Genomic DNA, 21,175 nt, shown 5'->3' on the forward strand with positions numbered 1-21,175 from the left:
TTTACGTATTTTTGCACAATTATAAACAATAAAAATCGGAGAAATATACATGTCAACCTATGCTCCTTTTGCCAAACCTCTGTATGTGATGCTCAAGCCCGTAGGGGCGGTATGTAATCTGGCATGCGATTATTGTTATTATCTGGAGAAATCCAAACTGTATGTAAACAATCCTAAACACGTGATGAGCGATGAACTGCTGGAGAAGTTCATCGAAGAATACATCAACTCGCAGACGATGCCGCAGGTGCTGTTCACCTGGCATGGCGGGGAGACCTTGATGCGCCCGCTGGCTTTCTATAAAAAAGCGATGGAACTGCAAAAAAAGCATGCCAACGGACGGACCATCGACAACTGCATACAAACAAACGGCACGTTGCTCACCGATGAATGGTGCGAGTTCTTCAAAGCGAACAATTGGCTGGTGGGTGTGTCCATCGACGGCCCGCAGGAATTTCATGACGAATACCGCAAAAACAGGCTCGGAAAACCGTCGTTTGTCAAAGTGATGCAGGGCATCAACCTGCTGAAAAAGCATGGTGTGGAATGGAATGCCATGGCGGTGGTAAACGACTTCAATGCCGACTATCCGCTCGACTTCTACAACTTCTTCAAGGAAATCGGCGCCCGCTACATCCAGTTCGCCCCTATCGTAGAACGGATTACCCCCCATCAGGACGGACGCCACCTTGCCTCGCTGGCGGACAAGGAGAAAGTTTCGGAACTGGCAGACTTCTCCGTCAGCCCGGAGCAGTGGGGTGACTTCCTCTGTACCCTGTTCGACGAATGGGTGAAACAAGATGTAGGGACTTACTATATCCAACTCTTCGACTCCACCCTTGCCAACTGGATAGGCGAGCAACCGGGCGTATGCACCCTGGCAAAGACCTGCGGCCACGCCGGTGTAATGGAGTTCAACGGTGACGTATATGCCTGTGACCACTTTGTGTTTCCGGAGTATAAATTAGGAAATATCCACCAGAAAACATTGGTCGAAATGATGTATGGCGACCGGCAGCAAGCCTTCGGGCTGATGAAACAAAAGTCACTCCCCACCCAGTGCCAAGAGTGCGAATGGTTGTTTGCCTGCAACGGTGAATGTCCCAAAAACCGTTTTGCACATACCGCAAACGGCGAACCCGGGCTGAACTACCTCTGCGCCGGATACCGGAAATACTTCCGGCACGTGGCTCCTTACATGGATTTCATGAAACAAGAGTTGCTGAACCAACGTCCGCCCGCCAATATCATGGAAGCTATCAGGGAAGGAAAATTCAAATAAAAACCATACAGCAAATTAAAAATAAGAAGAATGAAACCAACAAAGTATTTGATTGCGGTTATTGCCGCATTGGCAGTCTGCTCCGCACGTGCAGACGAAGGGATGTGGCTGCTTCAACTGATGAAGCAGCAGAATTCCATCGACATGATGAAAAAACAGGGATTGAAACTCGAAGCCGATGCCTTGTACAACCCGAACGGCGTATCGCTGAAAGATGCCGTAGGCATTTTCGGAGGCGGCTGTACCGGAGAGATCGTCTCACCGGAAGGACTTATCCTCACCAACCACCACTGCGGCTACGGTGCCATCCAACAGCACAGTTCGGTAGAACACGACTACCTGACAGACGGTTTTTGGGCAAAGAACCGCAGCGAGGAGCTTCCTACCCCGGGATTGAAGTTTCGTTTCGTGCATCGCATCGTAGACATCACCGACCTTGTAAACGAGAAAGTCAAGTCCGGAGAAGTGACGGAAGTGAATGCACTCACCGCCCCATTCCTCGGCAAACTTGCCAAAGAAGAACTGGAAAAGAGTGATTTGAAAGGCAAACCCGGCATCGAGGCAAGAGCACTGCCTTTCTATGCAGGAAACAAATTCTACCTGTTTTATTACAAAGTGTACAGCGATGTCCGCATGGTTGCCGCTCCTCCCTCCTCGGTAGGCAAATTCGGCGGCGAAACGGACAACTGGATGTGGCCGCGCCACACGGGCGACTTCTCCATGTTCCGCATCTATGCCGATGCCAACGGCGAACCGGCTGAATACAATGCAGCCAACGTCCCCTTGAAGACCCCGAAGTTCCTGCCCATTTCCATCAAGGGATTGAAAGAGAATGACTATGCCATGATTATGGGTTTCCCCGGCAGAACCAGCCGTTATCTTACCCAATCGGAAGTGAAGGAGCGCATGGAAGCAGACAACCAAGCCATGATTGACATGCGCGGCGTCCGCCTTGAAGTTTTGCGCAAATACATGGATGCCAGCGACAAGACCCGCATCCAGTATGCCAGCAAATTTGCCGGAAGCAGCAACTATTGGAAAAACTCCATCGGTATGAACAAGGCAATCATCGACAACGATGTGTTGGGTACCAAGGCAGAACAGGAAAAGAAATTCGCCCAATTTGCCAAAGGCAAACCCGAATACGAAGGCGTAGTAGACAAGATTGACGACATCATTGCCAAAAGGATGCCCGTCTCACGCCAGTTCAACTACCTGTACGAGGCATTGAACGGTGCCATCGAGTTCGGCAGCCCGTACATGATTATGGACAAGATAAAAACGGCGTTGGAAGAGAAAAACGACTCCTTGCTTGCCGCCTCCAAAACCCAATTGGAAGAAGTATTCGACGGCATCCATAACAAGGACTACGACCACGAAGTGGACCGTGCCGTTGCCAAGGCCATCTTGCCCGCCCTTGCGCAAAAACTGCAACCGGAACAGTTGCCCACCTTCTATCAGACCATCCGGAACCAGTATAAAGGAGACTACAATGCTTTCATAGACGATGTGTACGACAATTCCATCCTCTCCAGCCGTGCCAACCTGGACAAATTCATAAAGAAGCCCACGGCAAAAGCCATTGAGAAAGACCCTGCCACGACATACTCCCGTTCGAAGATAGAGAAACTGAGAGCCGTCCTTATGGAAGAACAAGCGCTGAGCGACGGGATGGAACTGCTGCACAAGGCATATATCCGCGGTTTGGGCGAAATGAAACTGCCCGTGCCGTCTTATCCGGATGCCAATTTCACGCTCCGGCTCACCTACGGTAACGTAAAATCGTACAGTCCGCGCGATGCCGTGCACTATACCTACTACACCACCACAGACGGTATTCTTGAAAAGGAAAATCCTGAAAACCGCGAATTTACGGTTCTCGCCAAGCTGAAGGAACTTATCCTCAACAAGGACTTCGGACGCTACGCCATGGCGGACGGCACCATGCCCGTCTGCTTCCTGACGACCAACGACATCACCGGTGGCAACTCCGGCAGTCCCGTCATCAACGGTGAAGGTGAGCTTATCGGTTGCGCGTTCGACGGCAACTGGGAGTCTCTGAGCGGTGACATCAACTTCGACAACAACCTGCAACGTTGCATCGCGCTGGATATCCGCTACGTGCTCTTCATTTTGGAGAAACTGGGCGATTGCGGACACTTGATAAAAGAAATGAACATTATCGAATAAACGGAGTACGCCTCTAAAAAGTAGATACGAGTGAATGGCATTCTGTCGTATACTGAATGGCATTCACTCGTATATTGAACCCTATTCAGTCGTATACTGAATACTCCCCCTTTCAAAACACTTTCTAACGTATATTCACATGAAACGAATCATATTATCATTATTATTTACATCCGGCATTCTTTCGGCATACGCCGATGAAGGAATGTGGATGTTGACCGACCTCAAACGGCAGAACGAGGTAGCCATGACAGAACTGGGGCTGCTTATTCCTGCCGAAGAAATCTACAATCCCGGCGGCATAGCCCTGAAAGATGCGGTAGTGCATTTCGGCGGCGGTTGCACGGGCGAGGTCATCTCGGCAGAAGGATTGGTGCTGACCAACCACCATTGCGGCTACGGAGCCATCCAGCAACACAGCAGTGTGGAACATGACTACCTGACCGATGGTTTTTGGGCAATGTCGCGCAACGAGGAGCTGCCCTGCAAAGGACTTACCGTTACCTACATTGACGAAATAATGGACGTGACGGACTACGTCAACGCCCAATTACAGATAGATGCCGACCCTAACGGCACGAATTATCTGTCGCCGAAATATCTTGCCATGATAGCCGACCGTTTCCTTTCCGAACAAGGCACCACACTGGCAGCCGGCCGTAAGGCGGAACTGAAGGCATTCTACGGTGGAAACAAATACTACCTGTTTCTCAAGACCACCTATAGCGACATCCGCATGGTGGGTGCTCCCCCCTCTTCCATCGGCAAGTTCGGTGCCGATACGGACAACTGGATGTGGCCGCGCCACACGGGCGACTTCTCCTTATTCCGCATCTATGCCGATAAGGATGGGCAGCCGGCGGCATATAGTCCCGACAACGTGCCCCTGCGGGTAAAGAAACACCTCACCATCAGCCTTGCCGGCTATCGCGAGGGAGACTTCACGTTTGTCATGGGATTTCCCGGACGCAACTGGCGCTATATGATTTCCGATGAAGTGGAAGAACGCATGCAGACCACCAACTTCATGCGCCATCACGTACGCGATGTGCGCCAGAAAGCGCTCATGGAACAAATGCTGAAAGACGATGCCGTGCGCATCCACTACGCCAGCAAATATGCCTCATCCGCCAACTACTGGAAGAACGCCATCGGCATGAACGAAGGTCTTGTACGCCTGAAAGTGCTGGATACGAAGCGTGCGCAGCAAGAACAACTCCTTGCACGCGGCCGCGCGCTGAACGACAGCTCCTTTCAAAAGGCTTTCGACCAGATACGCAGCATTGTGAAGCATCGCCGCAACGCCCTCTACCATCAGCAGGCAATTTATGAAGCATTGGTGATGGGACTCGATTTCATGAAGATTCCAAACACCACCTCCCTTGTATCCGCCTTGAAAAGCAAGGACAAAGCCCGGATAAAAGCCGCAGCCGACAGCCTGCAGACAGCCGCCGATGCATATTTCGCCTCGGTCCCCTTCCCCGAAGTGGAGCGGATTGTAGGAAAAAAGATGTTGCAGACCTACATGGAGTATATCCCTGCCGAACAACGCATCGGTATCTTCAAAGTTATCGACAAACGCTTCAAGGGAGACAGCAGCGCGTTTATTGATGCCTGCTTCGAGCATTCCATCTTCGGCAATAAGGAGAATTTTGCCAAGTTCATCCGTAAACCCAACCTGTATAGAATCGGCAGCGATTGGATGACGCTGTTCAAGTATTCCATCACCGATGGCCTGTTGCAGACCTCCATCGCCATGATGGATGCCAACCGCAACTATAACGCCGCCCACAAAATATGGGTAAAGGGCATGATGGACATGAAGCAGGCAGCCGGCACACCCATCTATCCCGATGCCAACTCCACCCTGCGCCTGACCTACGGACGCGTATTGCCGTATCAGCCTGCCGACGGTGTGGAATACGGGTATTACACCACTCTGAAAGGAGCTATGGAGAAGGAAAATCCCGACAACTGGGAATTTGTGGTTCCCGCCAAACTGAAACAGTTGTATCAGGCTAAAGACTTCGGGCGGTATGCCATGCCCAACGGAGAAATGCCCGTCTGCTTCATTGTGAACACGGACAATACGGGCGGTAATTCCGGAAGTCCGGTCTTCAATGCCAAAGGCGAACTGATAGGCACGGGATTCGACCGCAACTATGAGGGTCTGACGGGCGACATCGCCTTCCGCCCCTCTTCGCAGCGTGCGGCTTGTGTGGATATCCGCTATACATTGTTCATCATAGACAAGTATGCCGGTGCTTCGCACATCATCAAAGAGCTGACGATTAAAGAGTAGGAATTGGCAACGAACTTTTTTTCCACTTATCTGTTACATAATTATATCGTCATTAGTTTTGCCGCATATATCTTTCATCCATGTCTCAGTGCAGTTACCGGAAGAGGAGGAAGCGAAGCTAACGGCGATGCAGAATACAATCATTAATCATCAATACGTAAAAAGATTATGGAAAAATTTGAAGAATTAATACAATCGGACAAACCTGTTTTAGTGGACTTTTTTGCAACTTGGTGCGGACCTTGCAAAGCCATGCACCCCGTACTGGAGACATTGAAAAGCGAAATCGGCGATAAGGCACGTATCGCAAAAATCGATGTAGACCAGCACGAAGAACTGGCTGCAAGCTATCGTATACAGATGGTTCCTACGTTCATCCTGTTCAGAAAGGGCGAAGCGGTATGGCACCATTCGGGCGTAATCAGCGGCAAGGAGCTGAAAACCATTATCGAACAAAATTCATAATGAAGAAAATGAAGAAAATTGTAGCTATGGCGGCTCTCATCCTCTCAAGCATGCTGACGTATGCTTGCACCGATGGAGCCAAACAAAAACAAGCGGACACGCAAGAGACTGCCCAAGACGGTACCGTCATCGTAATGAACAAAGATATGTTCATCAAGGACATATTCGACTACGAGAAATCCAAAGAATGGAAGTACAAAGGCAGCAAACCTGCCATCATCGACCTGTACGCCGATTGGTGCGGACCTTGCCGGATGACGGCCCCCATCATGAAAGAACTGGCAAAAGAATATGCCGGACAAATCGTGATATACAAAGTCAATGTGGATAAGGAGAAAGAGCTGGCTGCCTTGTTCAATGCCACCAGCATCCCGCTGTTTGTCTTCATCCCGATGCAGGGCGAACCGCAACTGTTCCGCGGAGCTGCCGATAAGGCAACCTATAAGAAGGCTATTGACGAGTTCTTGCTGAAGAAGTAATATAAAGGTGTCCAAAACACCTCAAATACACAAATCACCCCTGCCATAGATATCTGTGACAGGGGTGATTTGGTTAATAGGAGAGTTTCGACGCACCCTCATTATTTCTCTTTTAAAGGTTATCTATCGGCACTTCCCTCCACACACCGCCATACAGTTCCATCACCGTCTCATACCCTGCCCTTATTGAAAATAATTTTTATTTAAATCATCACGCATTTCTTGTATTGCAATTGAATATACCTTAGGCCTCTTTGTCAACACAATCTTTTTCATATTAGCATATTTCTCTGGAGAATAAAAAGCTGGTTCCGCATACAATTTTGCCAACAAATAATAAGGGTAAATTCTATTAGGTAAACGATATACGGCACGAATAAAATACTCCTCTGCTTTCACATAATTTGCTTGTTTCTGATAATTTTTTCCAATGATATTCAAAATCATCGGGTCACAATTATATTTTTCAGCCTCTTTCAAGATTTCATTAGATTTATCATAGTTCCCCAATCGGCTTAAACATTTTCCGTACTCAAACAAAAAAGTACCAGATTTTTTTAATTTTAAATACAATTTATCATATTCTGGTATCACAAATTCATCACCACATAATTTACCAAGTTTTCTATATCTATACCATTTTTTATCTGACATATAAGTATCTTCATTATCCCAACAAATGCCTATTCCCCCTATAAATAAGCAAAAAACAATAAACACAATAGAAGATTTTTCACTCACACAAGTTAATAATAATACAATAGCTGTTACTACAATAGACGGATATGACAACGGATAAGAAAATAGCGAGAAAGCCATTAAAGATAAAATTGCTCCGCATAGTCCAACATATTTTCTTTTCAATCCTTCTGATAAGAAATAGAACAACACTAACAAACAGATAATTAACACAAATATACCATACTCTAAAGCGATTCTCAAATACTCATTAAAAGCATATTGTGGACTTCCGGCTACAAGCTCTTCTTTCTTTGAGTAATTTCCACTTTTAAAATATCCTTCTTGTGTCTCACCATAAATCTTTAAAAAGCTATCTTCTCCATATCCTGAAGGTCTTTTACTGATTGCCAAAGATGTTATTTTCCATATAAACAACCGACCGTCAGCAGAATCCTTTTTTAAATAATAAACACCCAAACAACATATTGAAAGAATAATAAAAATACAAATTACACACACAATCATCCTTTTGCAATATAAATACCATTTTTCTCTTAAACTATTAAAATAAGAATAATGTATACTACACACAAAAAAACAAGAAATTAACACAGCAAACCATGAAGCACGGCTCATCCCTATTAATAACATACAAATCAATAGCGACATTATTACACAAAGTAAATAATATACAACACTTGTACTTTTGTTTTTTACCACATCACTTACACACAGAAATTCATATAATACTATTGGAAAAATCATTGCCAAATATCCACTATAAGGTCCCGGATTATAAAAAGAACCTGTAATTGAAAACAAATAGTGATTAGAAGAAAGAAAACCCAATAATTGCCCTAATCCCCAAAATACTTCTATACACCCCCATAAGATCAAACTCCACGTTACAAATTGCTGTAGATAAAGATGAGCCTTAGGATATATTATAACTGAAACTATTCCACAAATCGCAAATAGCCCATTGGTTTTTCCCGCCCATAAATATTGAAAGGACATTTCCCCCGCAGGAATATCTGCAGTATATGCACAAACAGAACTTAACACTCCCAATACTCCAATCAAAAGTAAACCACAAGCTAAATATATTCTACTTCTTACTTCTAGGATCTTCATACAGCACAAGTTTACATACATTTACCCTTTACTTTTATTATAAGAGGAGATGATGCTGAATTACAATACACAGTTACTGTTTCCTCAAAATATCCACTTCTTTTCGGTTGATATGAAATATTTAAAACAAAATCTTCGCCTGGAGATACAGAACTGTTATCACATTCTATAGAGATACAATCACACGATGTTATAATATCATTGACAATCAAAGGAACATCTCCTACGTTTTGAATTATAAACTGTTTCTTCTTTGTTTCCCGATACATAAACTTTCCAAAATTCAATATATCAGAACCTAAGCGTACTGATGTTTGCTTTTTAGATTGTCTAACTTTCAAACCTTGACCTTTTAAAACATCGGAAATCAAGTAGCCTATTTGAGGATTATATATTGGATTACCAACAATTAATACCCTATTTTTATCATCCAATAAGAAAGTTTGGTATCGCAAATCTTTTGGAAAATCATTTAATATTCCTATGCTATCTTTTACATCAACACATACCGGAATTTTAAATTCATAATCTTTCAATACATTGTTTACTGATGCAACACTAAGATGAGAAAAGAAAAATAAAAACTGAATTTGCTCATCAGTAATCGTTCCAATATATGCCATAAATCTTCTCCAATCCCCCAAACGTAATTTACAACCGACACAGCCTATTGAATCTGTATAAATCAACATTTTATATTTCGTTTGTTTCAAATAATCAACAGTATCATTCCCTTGGATAAATATAGGATTTCTTTGAAAAACGATTTCTTTACCTTGCCATTCGCCCAATATCAGTGCTATTTTTTCTTTATTTTGACCAGCACATGAATACAAAAACAATACTAAAAATGAATACACAATATACTTCATAAAACTATTCTATTATATATCGTTTCATATCATATTGCTTTACCTCTTCATCGTTCATCATTGCAGCATAAACCATTCCGCTTTTCTCATCTAAGGAAAAACACTTAATATCATCCTTTACCTTTATTTTATGCAGCAAATTTCCATTCCAATCAAAAACATGAAAATAGGAAGGGGAAGCCCCCTTATCACCCAATTGAACTCCATCTTTATACAAAGCCACAATACGATGGCTTGTGCAATACACATCCTTATAAAACTCCCCTGGTTCATCAATATATGCTTGCAAGTTATTCTTTTTACCGAATGGATAAATCTGCCGGGATGTTCCAGTGTCAATATCCGTTATAGAGAACATCGGCATATAGTACATAAATATCACAACTTTTTTATAATCAGCACTTATACATTGCGCCCCTCTATACAGCAGAGCTGCATTAGGGATAAAAGGAAGATTGGTAGCATAGAAACTGTTTATAACATGATTATTCCTATAATCATATAGTTCAAAATAAACATTGTAATCATCCGACTTTCCACTTCGTTCCGGATTCTTAGTTAACAACAATGTATTTTTATCAATATAATAAACCGCATCCGAAGCTATAAAAACCGCATTACGCTGATTATCCCTGAAACTATATTTGTGTTCGTAAACCGTATGTTCTTCTTGCAAACTTTTATACAAATCCAATATAGCCAAATATTGAGGATAGGATTGTATAATAATTTTTGGAGAATCAACGTGGCTGAGAGTCTGCCTGAATCCTGAACACAAAGCTACCTCATTTGGTCCTCCACCTTTACGCAAGAAACTTCCTAAAAAGCGTTTACTTTGCAGTCCATAAGCTTTTATCATTGCACCTTCATAATCCTCAAAAAACAGCAACATAGTATCTACACATTGTATATCTAATGGACAAAGCAAATTAAAATCAACGTTTACTCCGTCTAGCTCAACAACCTGTAACGAATCAATATTAACAAATTCTGTCACACTCCGCATGGTGCTTTTCTGTTGCTTATTACAAGAAATACATAAAAACAACACAACAAAAGCCACCAATATTACATTTTTTCGGTTTTGCATTTTACTATATTTTCGGTTTCACAATAAATAACTGTCCTAATTTATAGAAATTCAGCCACCAAAGTCAGTAAAGGAAAAAGAATACTACTAACTCCCCTACTGACAATGCGACTATAATTTACAGAAATAGAACTATTCTTACCCAACTTCATCTCCACCGGCAGTACGAACACACTCTAAACACTTCTTTCCCGAAAAAGGATACATCGGCTTACGACCTGTAACAGCACCACACTCCAACATACCACCTACAACCGTTGAAGAGCCTGAACAAGTTGCATAATAAACATTTGGATCATTTTCATTAGTGAACTTTTCATAGCATACTTTAGTAACCCACTCAATACAAGGATCTTCATATTCAATACCTGCTAACGCATCTAAATTCATCAACGACAATTCAGACAACCGATCAGCTTCATTCATCTTATTGTAAATAGCAAAAACTATTGCTATTACAGAAGATGTAACAATTACAAAAAACATTTTTCTCATTAACGGTAAAATTTAATATTAAACATTATATAGAAATTTGAGTATCACAATCAATGTTCTATTCCAGTATATTGTAATTCAAGATATAATAATCACCGCATAAAAGTAAGAATACATAAAGAAAATCTTCTCATATAAATCGTGAGAAAAACGTGAGAAAAGCGTGAGAAAAGCGTGAGAAAAGCGTGAGAAAAGCGTAAACCATTTTTTCTCCTTTGTACAACAGTCAATTGATACCCTCCTCTGTTTCTTACAGATTTTATTTCTACAGTAGAATCTACAAATAATTTTCTTAATTGGGAAACAGCTGTTCTATGCCGCTCATTCAATCCACAAACCTCTGAAAGCCATGAACAAGTTTTCACAATCTCCTCATAAGAAAGGAATCTATCTTCAGACTCCATGAAAGCGATTAGTAACAAACAATCTTGATGAGTACAATGAATTTCCTTTCCACGCAATACCAAGGCGCATTTCTGTTTTGAGAAATAATAACTTCCAATAAAAAAAATCTCCAACAGGTACACCTACCAATGATGACAATATCTTCGAATAGATATTCAAAAAAATCTCCAATACATTCATAATATAGATTTTCAGTTTTAATTTTAACAAAGATAGCCACATCATTGATAATGCCATTACAGATATATCTCAATGTCTATCAATTTTATGCCAAACATATAAATATAATAACCTCATCAGAATATTTAAGAATGTATAGACAATCGTAAGTTGTATATGGATGGTTTGTACTGTTCAAGATAAATAAAAAGGCTTATGGACATAAGCCACAAGCCGTACTCCAAGATGTTACGAGAATAAAGACCAACAATTTTATACAATCAACCTTTTATCGCTATAAGCCTATCGGCACTTCCCTCCACACACCGCCATACAGTTCCATCACCGTCTCATACCCCGCCTGCTTCAATGCACGCAAAGCTTCGGGACGACCGCTGTTAATCCGCTCCGGATAGTGGGCATCGCTATTCACCTGGACACGGATGCCCAAATTGCGTAATAACGGGAAATAGCGTTCGTTGGGATAGAACGTACCCAAATCGTGATAGGATTTGGTGTTGATTTCCACCTGATAGCCACGTGCGGCAATATCCTCGAAATACTCCCGGACAAGCGCGTCATACCACGGTTCATCGAGCAGGCCGGGACGATAGCAGGCGGCATTATAGTGCATCTTGTCCGCATGCCCTACGATGTCGAAACCGCCCAACTCCAACATGCGTCTCAACCGTCCGTAGTACAGATATACCACCCGTTCCAGGTCACCGCCAAACTGTTCATCCACAATTTGCCTGAACGTATCGGCGGAAACGTCCACATCCACTACCTCCGACCTTTCATTATATAGCATATGTACGGAACCGATACGATAATCCAACGGAAGTTCCCGAAAACGGTCAATGGAGGGATTGCTCTCTTCATTCAGATAATCTATTTCCAGACCGAGATAAAGCTCTATCTTTCCGGCATACTTCTCCTTCATCCGATGAAACTCCGCCAAATAATCGTCCATACGATCCCACTCCATCGCCCATGCCGTAGAAAAAGGCACCGGGGCATGGGATGAAAAGCCATACGAAGTAAATCCTTCGCTCAAGGCAAACCGCACAAAATCTTCCATACCGGCACGTCCGTCACAATACAGGCTGTGACTATGATAGTTCGTCAGATTTCCACTCCTGTTCATTCTCTTATATATTAGTTATCCGCTTACTCCCGAGCCTCATAATTTGTTGATAAAGCCCGAAACGATATCTTAGTTCGCCTCTATTTCGCTCAGTTCCAGCCAGCGCATGGTCTTCTCGTCAATCAGGTCTGTCAGCTCCGGCAGGCGTTTCGACTTCGCCGTCAGTTCCTCTACAGACAGCGCACCGCTGCACAGCGCCTCTTCGATAGATTGCTTCTCGGCTTCCAATGCCGCAATATCCTGTTCGAGCTGTTCAAATTCGCGTTTCTCCTTGAAGGACATACGGCGCTTTTCATTCAAGCGGACTTTCGCTGTTTTCTCTTCCTGAACTTTTGTCGCTTCCCGCTCCTTTTCTTTCTCTTGAGCGGCTTTCACATCCTTCCAGTCGCGATATTGGGTATAATTGCCGGGGAAATCACGAATGTCTCCCTGACCGTTAAATACCAACAGGTGGTCTACTACCTTATCCATAAAGTAGCGGTCGTGGCTCACTACAATCACGCATCCCTTAAAATTTTGCAGATACTCTTCCAGCACGTTCAGCGTCACGATGTCAAGGTCATTGGTAGGCTCGTCCAGTACCAGGAAGTTCGGATTGCGCATCAGCACCGTGCAGAGGTAGAGACGGCGACGCTCGCCACCACTCAACTTGTAAACATAGCTGTGCTGCGTTTCGGGCGTAAAGAGGAAATGTTGCAGGAATTGCGATGCAGTCAGCCGCTTGCCGTTGCCCAGCTCTATCACTTCCGCGATGTCCTGCACCACGTCAATGACTTTCATCTGCTCATCGAACTGCAGACCGTCTTGCGAATAGTAGCCGAAACGGACGGTTTCACCGATGTCCAGCGTACCGTTGTCCGCCTGCTCCTGCCCCATCAGTATCTTGATGAAGGTAGACTTCCCCGTACCGTTGTTTCCTACGATACCCATCTTCTCATAACGGGCAAAGATGTACGAGAAATCATCCAGTATCTTCAAGTCTCCGAAAGATTTATAAAGGTGGTCCGCCTCGAATATCTTGCTGCCGATGTAGGATGCCTTTACATCCAGCTTCACGTTGTCGTTGTTGAAACGCTGCTTTGCCACCTTCTCCAATTCGTAAAAGGCGTCTTCCCGATAGCGCGCCTTATGACCTCTGGCTTGCGGCATGCGGCGCATCCATTCCAACTCCGTGCGATAAAGGTTATTGGCACGTTCTATCTCTACGGTCTTGGCTTCGATACGCTCTTCGCGCTTCTCCAGATAATAGCTGTAATTGCCCTTATAGTGGTATATCCGGCGATTGTCTATTTCGATAATCTCCGAGCAGACACGGTCGAGAAAATATCGGTCGTGCGTCACCATCAGCAGAGTAAGGTTGGTGCGGCGCAGGTAATCTTCCAACCACTCGGTCATGTCAAGGTCCAAGTGGTTGGTAGGTTCGTCCAATATCAGTAGGTCGGGCTCGGTGATAAGCGTATTGGCAAGCGCCACGCGTTTCAGTTGCCCGCCGGACAACGACTTCACCAACTGGTTGAAATCACGTATTTTGAGTTGCGACAGGATTTGTTTGGCTTTCTGCTCGTACTCCCAAGCTTTCTCATGGTCCATGCGTACCAGAATTTCGTCCAGCCCGGGATGTCCTTCCGTCTCCATGCACCGTTCGTACTCTTTAATCAGTTCCACAGTGCTGTTGCCATGATGAAAACAGGCTTCCAATACGGTCAGTTCTTCCGGATATTGAGGGTCTTGTTCCAAATATCCCACCCTTATATCGCGCCTGAAAGAGATTGTACCGTCATCGTAACCTTCTTTCCCGGAAAGGATGTTAAGCAATGTGGACTTGCCGCTGCCATTCTTGGCAATAAGTCCTACACGCTGCCCCTCGGACAGGCCGAAGGATATATTCTCGAATAACACCAAATCGCCAAACGACTTGGTCAGGTTTTCCACTTGAAGGATTGAATTTACTGCTGCCAAAACTTATTAGATTGAGAATTAAAAATTGAGAATTGCCGTACGGACGGCAATGGATACTGGGTTCAGGCTTATTCTGAAAGCAAATTCCGGTAAATCTCCGCAAGATTACAGGTCTCTCCGGCCTTCACCTTGCTCCATACCAGTTTCATCGGGTCTATCATGGCATCGCTCGCAACACTCATCAGGACAGGCGCTTCACGGTTACCGTCAATGAGCGTGTGCCATTCCATGCCGTCTACTTCATTAGCCAGAATAACGCAAAGCGCAATGCCCAGCGACAACCATGCTTCTTTCTTCTTGGCACCTATGCTGCCACTGTCTATCACCTGTTGCATATTGGCTATATCTTCTTCCTGCCCCTGAAAGTCTTTTTTCAACTGCTCTTTTACAGTGGCACTCACCCACTCGTACGCTTCGTTTATCTGGTAGATTTCGGAAAGGCGCACCGGGATTATCTCTGCCGGATATTTCTGATTGGTCCTGCGCACTTCCAATGAAGCGATAATCTCTTCGGCTTCCGCCACCGGTTCTCCCTTGCGCACCGTAAACGAGCACTCAAAAGCCACATCGCCTATGCCTGTTATCCATAGATGGGAAGTGTAGTATGTCCCTTCTTCCTCGAACATCTCCATACTGTATGCGCAGTCCGAACAGCCTATTTTCGCAAGCATCGCCGAAGGATTGTCCTTCAGTTCCTGCTTCACGGCTTCCTTGCCATACGTTGCGCCTCCCTTATATGCCGATATACGGAAATTACCGGTCCACTCATTAGGATTATAAAACAGGAAAGAGCCTTCCCCGTCTTCAAATTCGTTCCAATCTGCCGGATAAACCATAGAGAACCATGCTCCCGGAGAGATAAATTTCTTACCTTGTTTCATACTTCATTGACTAAATGACTTCTTTCTTGCAAAAATAGCACTACCGCTGTTGATATGCAAACAATCCCAATAAAAACAGCCGATTCTCACGAACCGGCTGTTCCAATCATCATCTATGAATGAAGACGATAAGAGTCTTCAGTAGTTATTACTTGATATATCCATAGTATTCATCATCCGTAGCACAATCCCACCAGATAGGATAACACCAAACGTCAGTATCAAAAGCCTTGGAGTTTGCAGCCAAAGCATTCTCCGCATTATATTGCAGCTCCAATGTTGCCGGCAATCTCCAACGACGCATCCAATAAGTAGGATCGGAAGGAGAAGAACCTGTAATAGCCGACTGACCGGCAAACAACGGACTACGTTTGTACCCAGGATAAACAACCCCGAAGTCTCCGACATTTCCCGCACTGTAGTTGAAGCGGCGCATATCATTCCAGTTTTCAATGCTACAGCCCATTGCCAAATATTTCTGCAACATAACATCCGCCATCGTCAAATCGGCAGAATTCTGACAAACCGCCCCACTTGCCATGTAAGCACTGATTTCGTTTTCATCCATCGGCCACATATCCGGATTTTCGTAACCTGCGCCTTTCCATTCCGTCAACTTAGCCTGCATCATATCGATATGTGCCTTGATACCGTCTTTATATGCAGCCAAAGCCTTGTCCTTATCACCCTTGCGCATATAAACTTCCGCCTTTATAAAACACATCTCATGATAAGTCAATAGTTCAAAGTCTGAAACCGGACGAATTTGGAAAGACCCTGTTGAACCGACCGCTCCGGCATTTATGCCATCAGCATTATTATAAAAGTGCCAATACAAATTCATTTCGCCCACACTACCATTGCCCGTCAGGCAGGCATTGCTACGCAAGTTCACATAAATCGTATCACCGGCATACATATAATTTGTCGCATCAACATACGAAGAGCCTTTGGCATAAGTGACCGTTACTTTTTCACCTTCCACACTATATACATGCTTACCTGCCAATCCGGCAATGAATGCATTCCGTTTATCATTGTCTTTGATTTCATAAGTGATTTTTTTATCTACGGTCGCAAAGTTCACCAATTGGATGGAAAGTTCTCCTCCGTCCTTCAATCGTTCTGCCTTATCCAGACAGTCTACTCCGGCCGAACGTAACCATTCATAAGATTTCACTTTTCCGCTGGCATCCAGTTGCATGTTGCACATAGCGGCAGGAACAATCTTCGTCATACGGGGGTCGGTCACTCCAGCTCCGCGCATATCGGTCAGCAAATCGCAATAGTACTTGGAAAAACGCTGATTACTGCCATAAGCAGCACAGTCCCAATTAGAGTTTGTCATAATGGGGTCGCCCATCATATAGTCCGTAACATCATTCGGACTATTGTAACATGGCGAAACCGTATTGTCCGCATTTGATTGGGGAGCTTTCGCCAAACACTCAAGTATGGCATCCGCATCAAACAAATCGGCTTTCTTGGAGAGTTTCAACAAATAACGCGCTTTCAAGCCATAAGCCATTTTCAACCATTTCTGTGCGTCTCCCCCATTCCACATATCTCCTTCAGACAATCTGGTAGCAGTAGCTTCCTGTTCTTTGCCCAACAATTCGATTGCCTCATCCAATTTCGCAATACATCCATTGAAAATGACTTTTCCATCATCATATCCCGGACTGGGCGATGCACCCAACGCCTGGGTATAAGGAATTTCTCCATACAAATCCAGCATTTCCATAAATCCCATAGCATGCAATATATTAGCGGCTGCCATATAGTGATACGCCCCTTCACGCTCTGCTTTGTTATAAGTGTCAATCAGATTGGAAGCTGTAGTGACAAAGAAACTTTGATAAGGAGTGGTTGTCGTACCTGCCTGGCAGTTCCAAGTAACAGCCAATGCGTTATTGTTTCCATTATTGCTATAATAGACACCTGCCTGACAAGCAGTACGCATGTTTGTAGTACCAGCTCCATACATATAGAATTTCTGTATCCAAGGCAAACGGTTCGAAACCAAAGCACTCTGATTGTTTGGGGAATCTTCATCCACATTCACATCCAGCCAATCTTCGCAGGAGGTCAAGCCCAAGGCAAATATACATCCCAACGCTATATATTTCATATTTCTTTTCATATACATATTCTTTAGATTAATTTAGAAAGTCAAATTCACACCAAAAGAAAAACCGGCTGTAGAAGGAACACTGCAATAGTCAATGCCGGTAGCACCGGAACCACCGGTACCACCTGCTGTGGAAACTTCCGGATCCATTCCTTTATAGTTGGTCCATGTCAGCAAGTTAGTGCCGGTTGCCGTAGCAATCAAACGCTTAATGACATTCTGGCGTTTAATCAGCCTGCTGAAATCATAGCTCAAAGAAACAGAGCGCAATTTCAACCAATTGACCGACTGAATGAAATTAGCCGAATTTGAACGATAGTTGTCCCAATAATTCTGTATCATGGCTTCTCCCGAATAATCCACACCATTGATGTTATAGGTCTTGCCAGCCTCGTAGGTAATGGTCTTATCTACAAAATTCGGTTTTTCGGCAGTACCTTCATTTATCGCACCCACCAAAGTCACAGACTTACGGTCGTTCAACAATGTTCTCTTACTCAAACCATTAGAAACCATATAATATTCTGTCCCGTTAAATACATCACCTCCGATACGGAAATCAAGCAGGAAAGATAAAGTCAAATCTTTAAAACGGATTGTGTTGCTAAAACCACCTATCAGTTTCGGTTCACGGTTACCAACAATCTCACTGGATGAGTTGTAAACTTTGTAAAGTCCCGTCTTGGGGTCTATCTCACGCGTCCCCCCAATATGTTCTACACGTGTATCAGACGTGATAACACCTGCCTCGTTTTTCACAGCTTCGCCTGTCACTGCATAAGCGTACCGATAACCTACCAATCCTAAGAAATTGCCGCCATTAGGGATAGAAGCCGCTTTTACATTTCCAAACTGGGCATCGGTAGGATAGAACATGCCTACTCCCGGAAGGAAATCACCCAATTTCCCACGATTATAAGAAGTATTGATTGTCGCTTCCCAACTTATGTCCTTCTTATCAATAATTTTTCCCGTAAGGGCAATCTCCATACCTTCATTAATTACAGAACCCGAATTAATGGATGAGAAAATATATCCGTTGGCATTCGACAAACGAGGAGAAGCAATCTGATTTTTTGTAGAACTATGATAGTAAGTATAATCCAATCCCAAACGCCCGTTCAAGAAACGCAGTTCCGCACCTACTTCCCATGCTCTTTGAATTTCCGGTTTCAAATACCCATTTCCTTGTTGCCAATCATTACCTACCATATTAAATTTGCCATAAGTATAAGGACTACGCAAATAAGTCATTGTCACATAAGGACTTGCCGCCTTTCCTACTTGTGCCCAACTGGCACGAACCTTACCAAAACTCAACACATTATTCGCAGGCAACAATTCTGTGAAAACAAACGAACCGCTAACCGAAGGATAGAAATAAGAACGGTCGGAAACAGGCAATGTAGAATCCCAATCGTTACGTCCGGTCACCGTCAAATAAGCAATGTTCTTATAAGCGGCACGAAACTCACCATATACCCCTACCATGCGATGCTTGGAAGTACGGTCTGTAAAGAATTTATTTTCGGTCGCAATATTGTTGAAGCTGACAGTACCGGCTGTAATAAAGTTATATCCCCAATGTGTTTGATTGGTGTTTTTTATACTTTCAGTCATTGTACCAACCAATAAGTTAAAATCAAAGTCGCCTATCTTCTTGTTGAAATTACTCATCACATTGGTAGAGATATAGTTATAAGTATAATCGCTCTTACTCAAACGGCCATTCTGATACATTTCTTTAGTCACAGCTTCCGGAGCAATGTAAGTATATGCATCCGTGGTATATTGGTCATACCCCACCCGGGCGGATATACTCCACCAGTCGGCAATATCAAACGATGCGTTCAATGCTCCGGTAAACCGTTTTGTCTGATCCGTCAGTTTGTTCTTGTTGATAATCCAATAAGGATTTTCCCGATCGCTCGCCAAGTCCAACCGTCCTTCGAACAGACGGTATTTAGTACCATCTTCATTCAAATACTTAGACATGTTCTCTGTCTGCGGCCAGCTGTAAAGGGCTGTCATAGTACCATTACTATCACTGTCCCACAAACCGGCAGACGTAAGGGTCTTATCCGTATCCGCTATAGAGTAGGAAACATTGGCTCCAACCGTCAATCGTCCGTACCTCTGTTCTCCGTTAAATCGGACTGTAGTTTTGTTATAGCCGGTTTTATTGATAATACCTTGCTGGTCGTAGTTGGACATTGACAAGAAGAACGAACCATTCTTGGAACCACCCGATACGCTAACACTGTTGTCCCACACTACCCCATTTCTAAAAAAGTCTCCGATATTGTCATAGACCGGAGTTCCGGCAGCAATTTTCTCACCCCACGAATTGTAGGTTAAATCATCCAATACTCCGTTATTGGTGTAATAGCCACGTCCAAAAACTGTTTGCGCTTCCGGCAATTTAGTTGCCCATGAAGTAGTCAACTTGCTGGATACATCTATCTTAACAGCACCCTCACTACCTTTTTTGGTGGTAATGATTACCACACCGTCGGCAGCCCTGGATCCATACAGGGCGGCAGCGGCTGCACCTTTCAAAACAGACATGGTTTCAACATCTTCCGGGTTGATATCCATTACACGGTTTGAATAAGTCGTCGCACTACGTGTCATGCCATCTGTCCCACTGTTGCCCAATACAGAAGTGGAGTTATCATAAATAATGCCATCGACAACAAACAAAGGTTGATTTTCACGTCCTTCAGATGTTGAATTACCACCACGAATTACGATACTCGAACCGGCACCCGCCGCACCACTACTTTGGGTAATATTTACACCGGGCACTTTGCCTGCCAACGAATTAATGACATTTGTATTTTTGTTCTTCAATAATTCTTCCGATTTTACCTCGGACATGGAATATCCCAAGGCTTTACGTTCTTTTTTGATACCCATTGCAGTAACCACCACTTCGTCCAACGCTTGAGAATCATCTTGCAAAACGATTGTATAAGCCGAAACATTCGTCACTTTCAAAGTTTCCGTCCTATATCCGATAAAAGATACTACCAATGTGCTACCCGCTGGAGCTTCTACTGAAAATTTTCCGTTAATATCCGTAACAGCACCTGTACCGGAGCCTTGCACCAATACACTGGCTCCAATAATCGGTTCACCTGTTGCATCTACAACTTTACCTGTGATTGTTTTAGCTTGCTGAGTACTTCGGGAACTTAGCACATTATCAGCGGCGATGGCTGAATATGGCGTAGACATCCCAAACAATGCAAGCAACACTAATGATAAGCAATAATTTCTTTTCATAAGCTCTATTTTATTTGGATTTGTTTGCAAATTTATAAATTAATTCAGCAAATCAAAGAGAGGTTAATTTAAAATATATTAAATAAACGTTGATATAATTGTTTTTGTAATTTTGCAATATAACCAAATATAAAATAACAATCCTTATTATTCCTTATCAAATAGATTGTAGATACGCCATGCGTCCCTATCACTATATAATAGATTGTTTATGG

The 21,175-nt window shown here is 43.7% G+C and carries 14 protein-coding genes; 5 read left to right on the forward strand and 9 right to left on the reverse strand.

Translation table 11 applies throughout. The annotated features are described in order from the left end of the window. Positions 1 to 49 precede the first annotated feature (49 nt). The 5 genes from QZ327_RS08080 to QZ327_RS08100 all read left to right on the forward strand — a co-directional run bounded on the left by QZ327_RS08080 (position 50) and on the right by QZ327_RS08100 (position 6,718). The gene (locus QZ327_RS08080) at positions 50 to 1,282 is read left to right on the forward strand and encodes an anaerobic sulfatase-maturation protein (RefSeq protein WP_294618567.1); all 1,233 of its coding nucleotides are present in this window, start codon (positions 50 to 52) and stop codon (positions 1,280 to 1,282) included. A 30-nt stretch (positions 1,283 to 1,312) separates the two neighbouring features. After that, positions 1,313 to 3,472, forward strand: a complete 2,160-nt coding sequence (locus QZ327_RS08085) for a S46 family peptidase (RefSeq protein WP_294618568.1) — start codon at positions 1,313 to 1,315, stop codon at positions 3,470 to 3,472. A gap of 139 nt (positions 3,473 to 3,611) precedes the next feature. Next, positions 3,612 to 5,774 carry a S46 family peptidase gene (locus tag QZ327_RS08090; RefSeq protein WP_294618569.1) on the forward strand — a complete coding sequence of 721 codons (2,163 nt, stop codon included), beginning with the start codon at positions 3,612 to 3,614 and terminating at the stop codon, positions 5,772 to 5,774. A gap of 168 nt (positions 5,775 to 5,942) precedes the next feature. Continuing rightward, positions 5,943 to 6,239 (forward strand): thioredoxin, encoded by a 297-nt coding sequence (gene trxA / locus QZ327_RS08095; protein ID WP_294618570.1) that lies wholly within the window; start codon positions 5,943 to 5,945, stop codon positions 6,237 to 6,239. An 8-nt stretch (positions 6,240 to 6,247) separates the two neighbouring features. Further along, positions 6,248 to 6,718: a thioredoxin domain-containing protein gene (locus QZ327_RS08100; protein ID WP_294618571.1), complete on the forward strand. Its 471-nt coding sequence runs from the start codon at positions 6,248 to 6,250 to the stop codon at positions 6,716 to 6,718. Between the two features lie 183 nt (positions 6,719 to 6,901). Here QZ327_RS08100 and QZ327_RS08105 read toward each other — a convergent pair whose 3' ends face one another. The 9 genes from QZ327_RS08105 to QZ327_RS08145 form a co-directional block, all read right to left on the reverse strand. Next, positions 6,902 to 8,533, reverse strand: a complete 1,632-nt coding sequence (locus QZ327_RS08105) for an O-antigen ligase family protein (protein WP_294618572.1) — start codon at positions 8,531 to 8,533, stop codon at positions 6,902 to 6,904. 11 nt (positions 8,534 to 8,544) lie between these two features. Then, positions 8,545 to 9,405: a DUF1573 domain-containing protein gene (locus QZ327_RS08110; protein WP_294618573.1), complete on the reverse strand. Its 861-nt coding sequence runs from the start codon at positions 9,403 to 9,405 to the stop codon at positions 8,545 to 8,547. Between the two features lie 4 nt (positions 9,406 to 9,409). Continuing rightward, complete coding sequence (locus QZ327_RS08115; protein ID WP_294618574.1) at positions 9,410 to 10,495, reverse strand: BF3164 family lipoprotein; 1,086 nt, start codon at positions 10,493 to 10,495, stop codon at positions 9,410 to 9,412. Between the two features lie 138 nt (positions 10,496 to 10,633). After that, a complete protein-coding gene (locus tag QZ327_RS08120; protein ID WP_294618575.1) occupies positions 10,634 to 10,990 on the reverse strand; it encodes a hypothetical protein in 357 nt (118 codons plus the stop codon). 859 nt (positions 10,991 to 11,849) lie between these two features. Continuing rightward, a complete protein-coding gene (locus tag QZ327_RS08125; RefSeq protein ID WP_294618576.1) occupies positions 11,850 to 12,701 on the reverse strand; it encodes a histidinol-phosphatase in 852 nt (283 codons plus the stop codon). A gap of 69 nt (positions 12,702 to 12,770) precedes the next feature. Then, on the reverse strand, positions 12,771 to 14,660 hold the full coding sequence (locus QZ327_RS08130; protein ID WP_294618577.1) for an ABC-F family ATP-binding cassette domain-containing protein: 1,890 nt from the start codon (positions 14,658 to 14,660) through the stop codon (positions 12,771 to 12,773). Positions 14,661 to 14,728: 68 nt separating this feature from the next. Further along, complete coding sequence (locus tag QZ327_RS08135; protein WP_294618578.1) at positions 14,729 to 15,541, reverse strand: DUF3805 domain-containing protein; 813 nt, start codon at positions 15,539 to 15,541, stop codon at positions 14,729 to 14,731. A gap of 148 nt (positions 15,542 to 15,689) precedes the next feature. Then, the gene (locus QZ327_RS08140; protein WP_294618579.1) at positions 15,690 to 17,684 is read right to left on the reverse strand and encodes a SusD/RagB family nutrient-binding outer membrane lipoprotein; all 1,995 of its coding nucleotides are present in this window, start codon (positions 17,682 to 17,684) and stop codon (positions 15,690 to 15,692) included. Positions 17,685 to 17,705: 21 nt separating this feature from the next. Continuing rightward, positions 17,706 to 20,960: a SusC/RagA family TonB-linked outer membrane protein gene (locus tag QZ327_RS08145; RefSeq protein WP_294618580.1), complete on the reverse strand. Its 3,255-nt coding sequence runs from the start codon at positions 20,958 to 20,960 to the stop codon at positions 17,706 to 17,708. Between the last annotated feature and the right edge of the window lie 215 nt (positions 20,961 to 21,175).

It is taken from the genome of uncultured Bacteroides sp. (genome assembly GCF_910578895.1).
GTDB lineage: Bacteria > Bacteroidota > Bacteroidia > Bacteroidales > Bacteroidaceae > Bacteroides.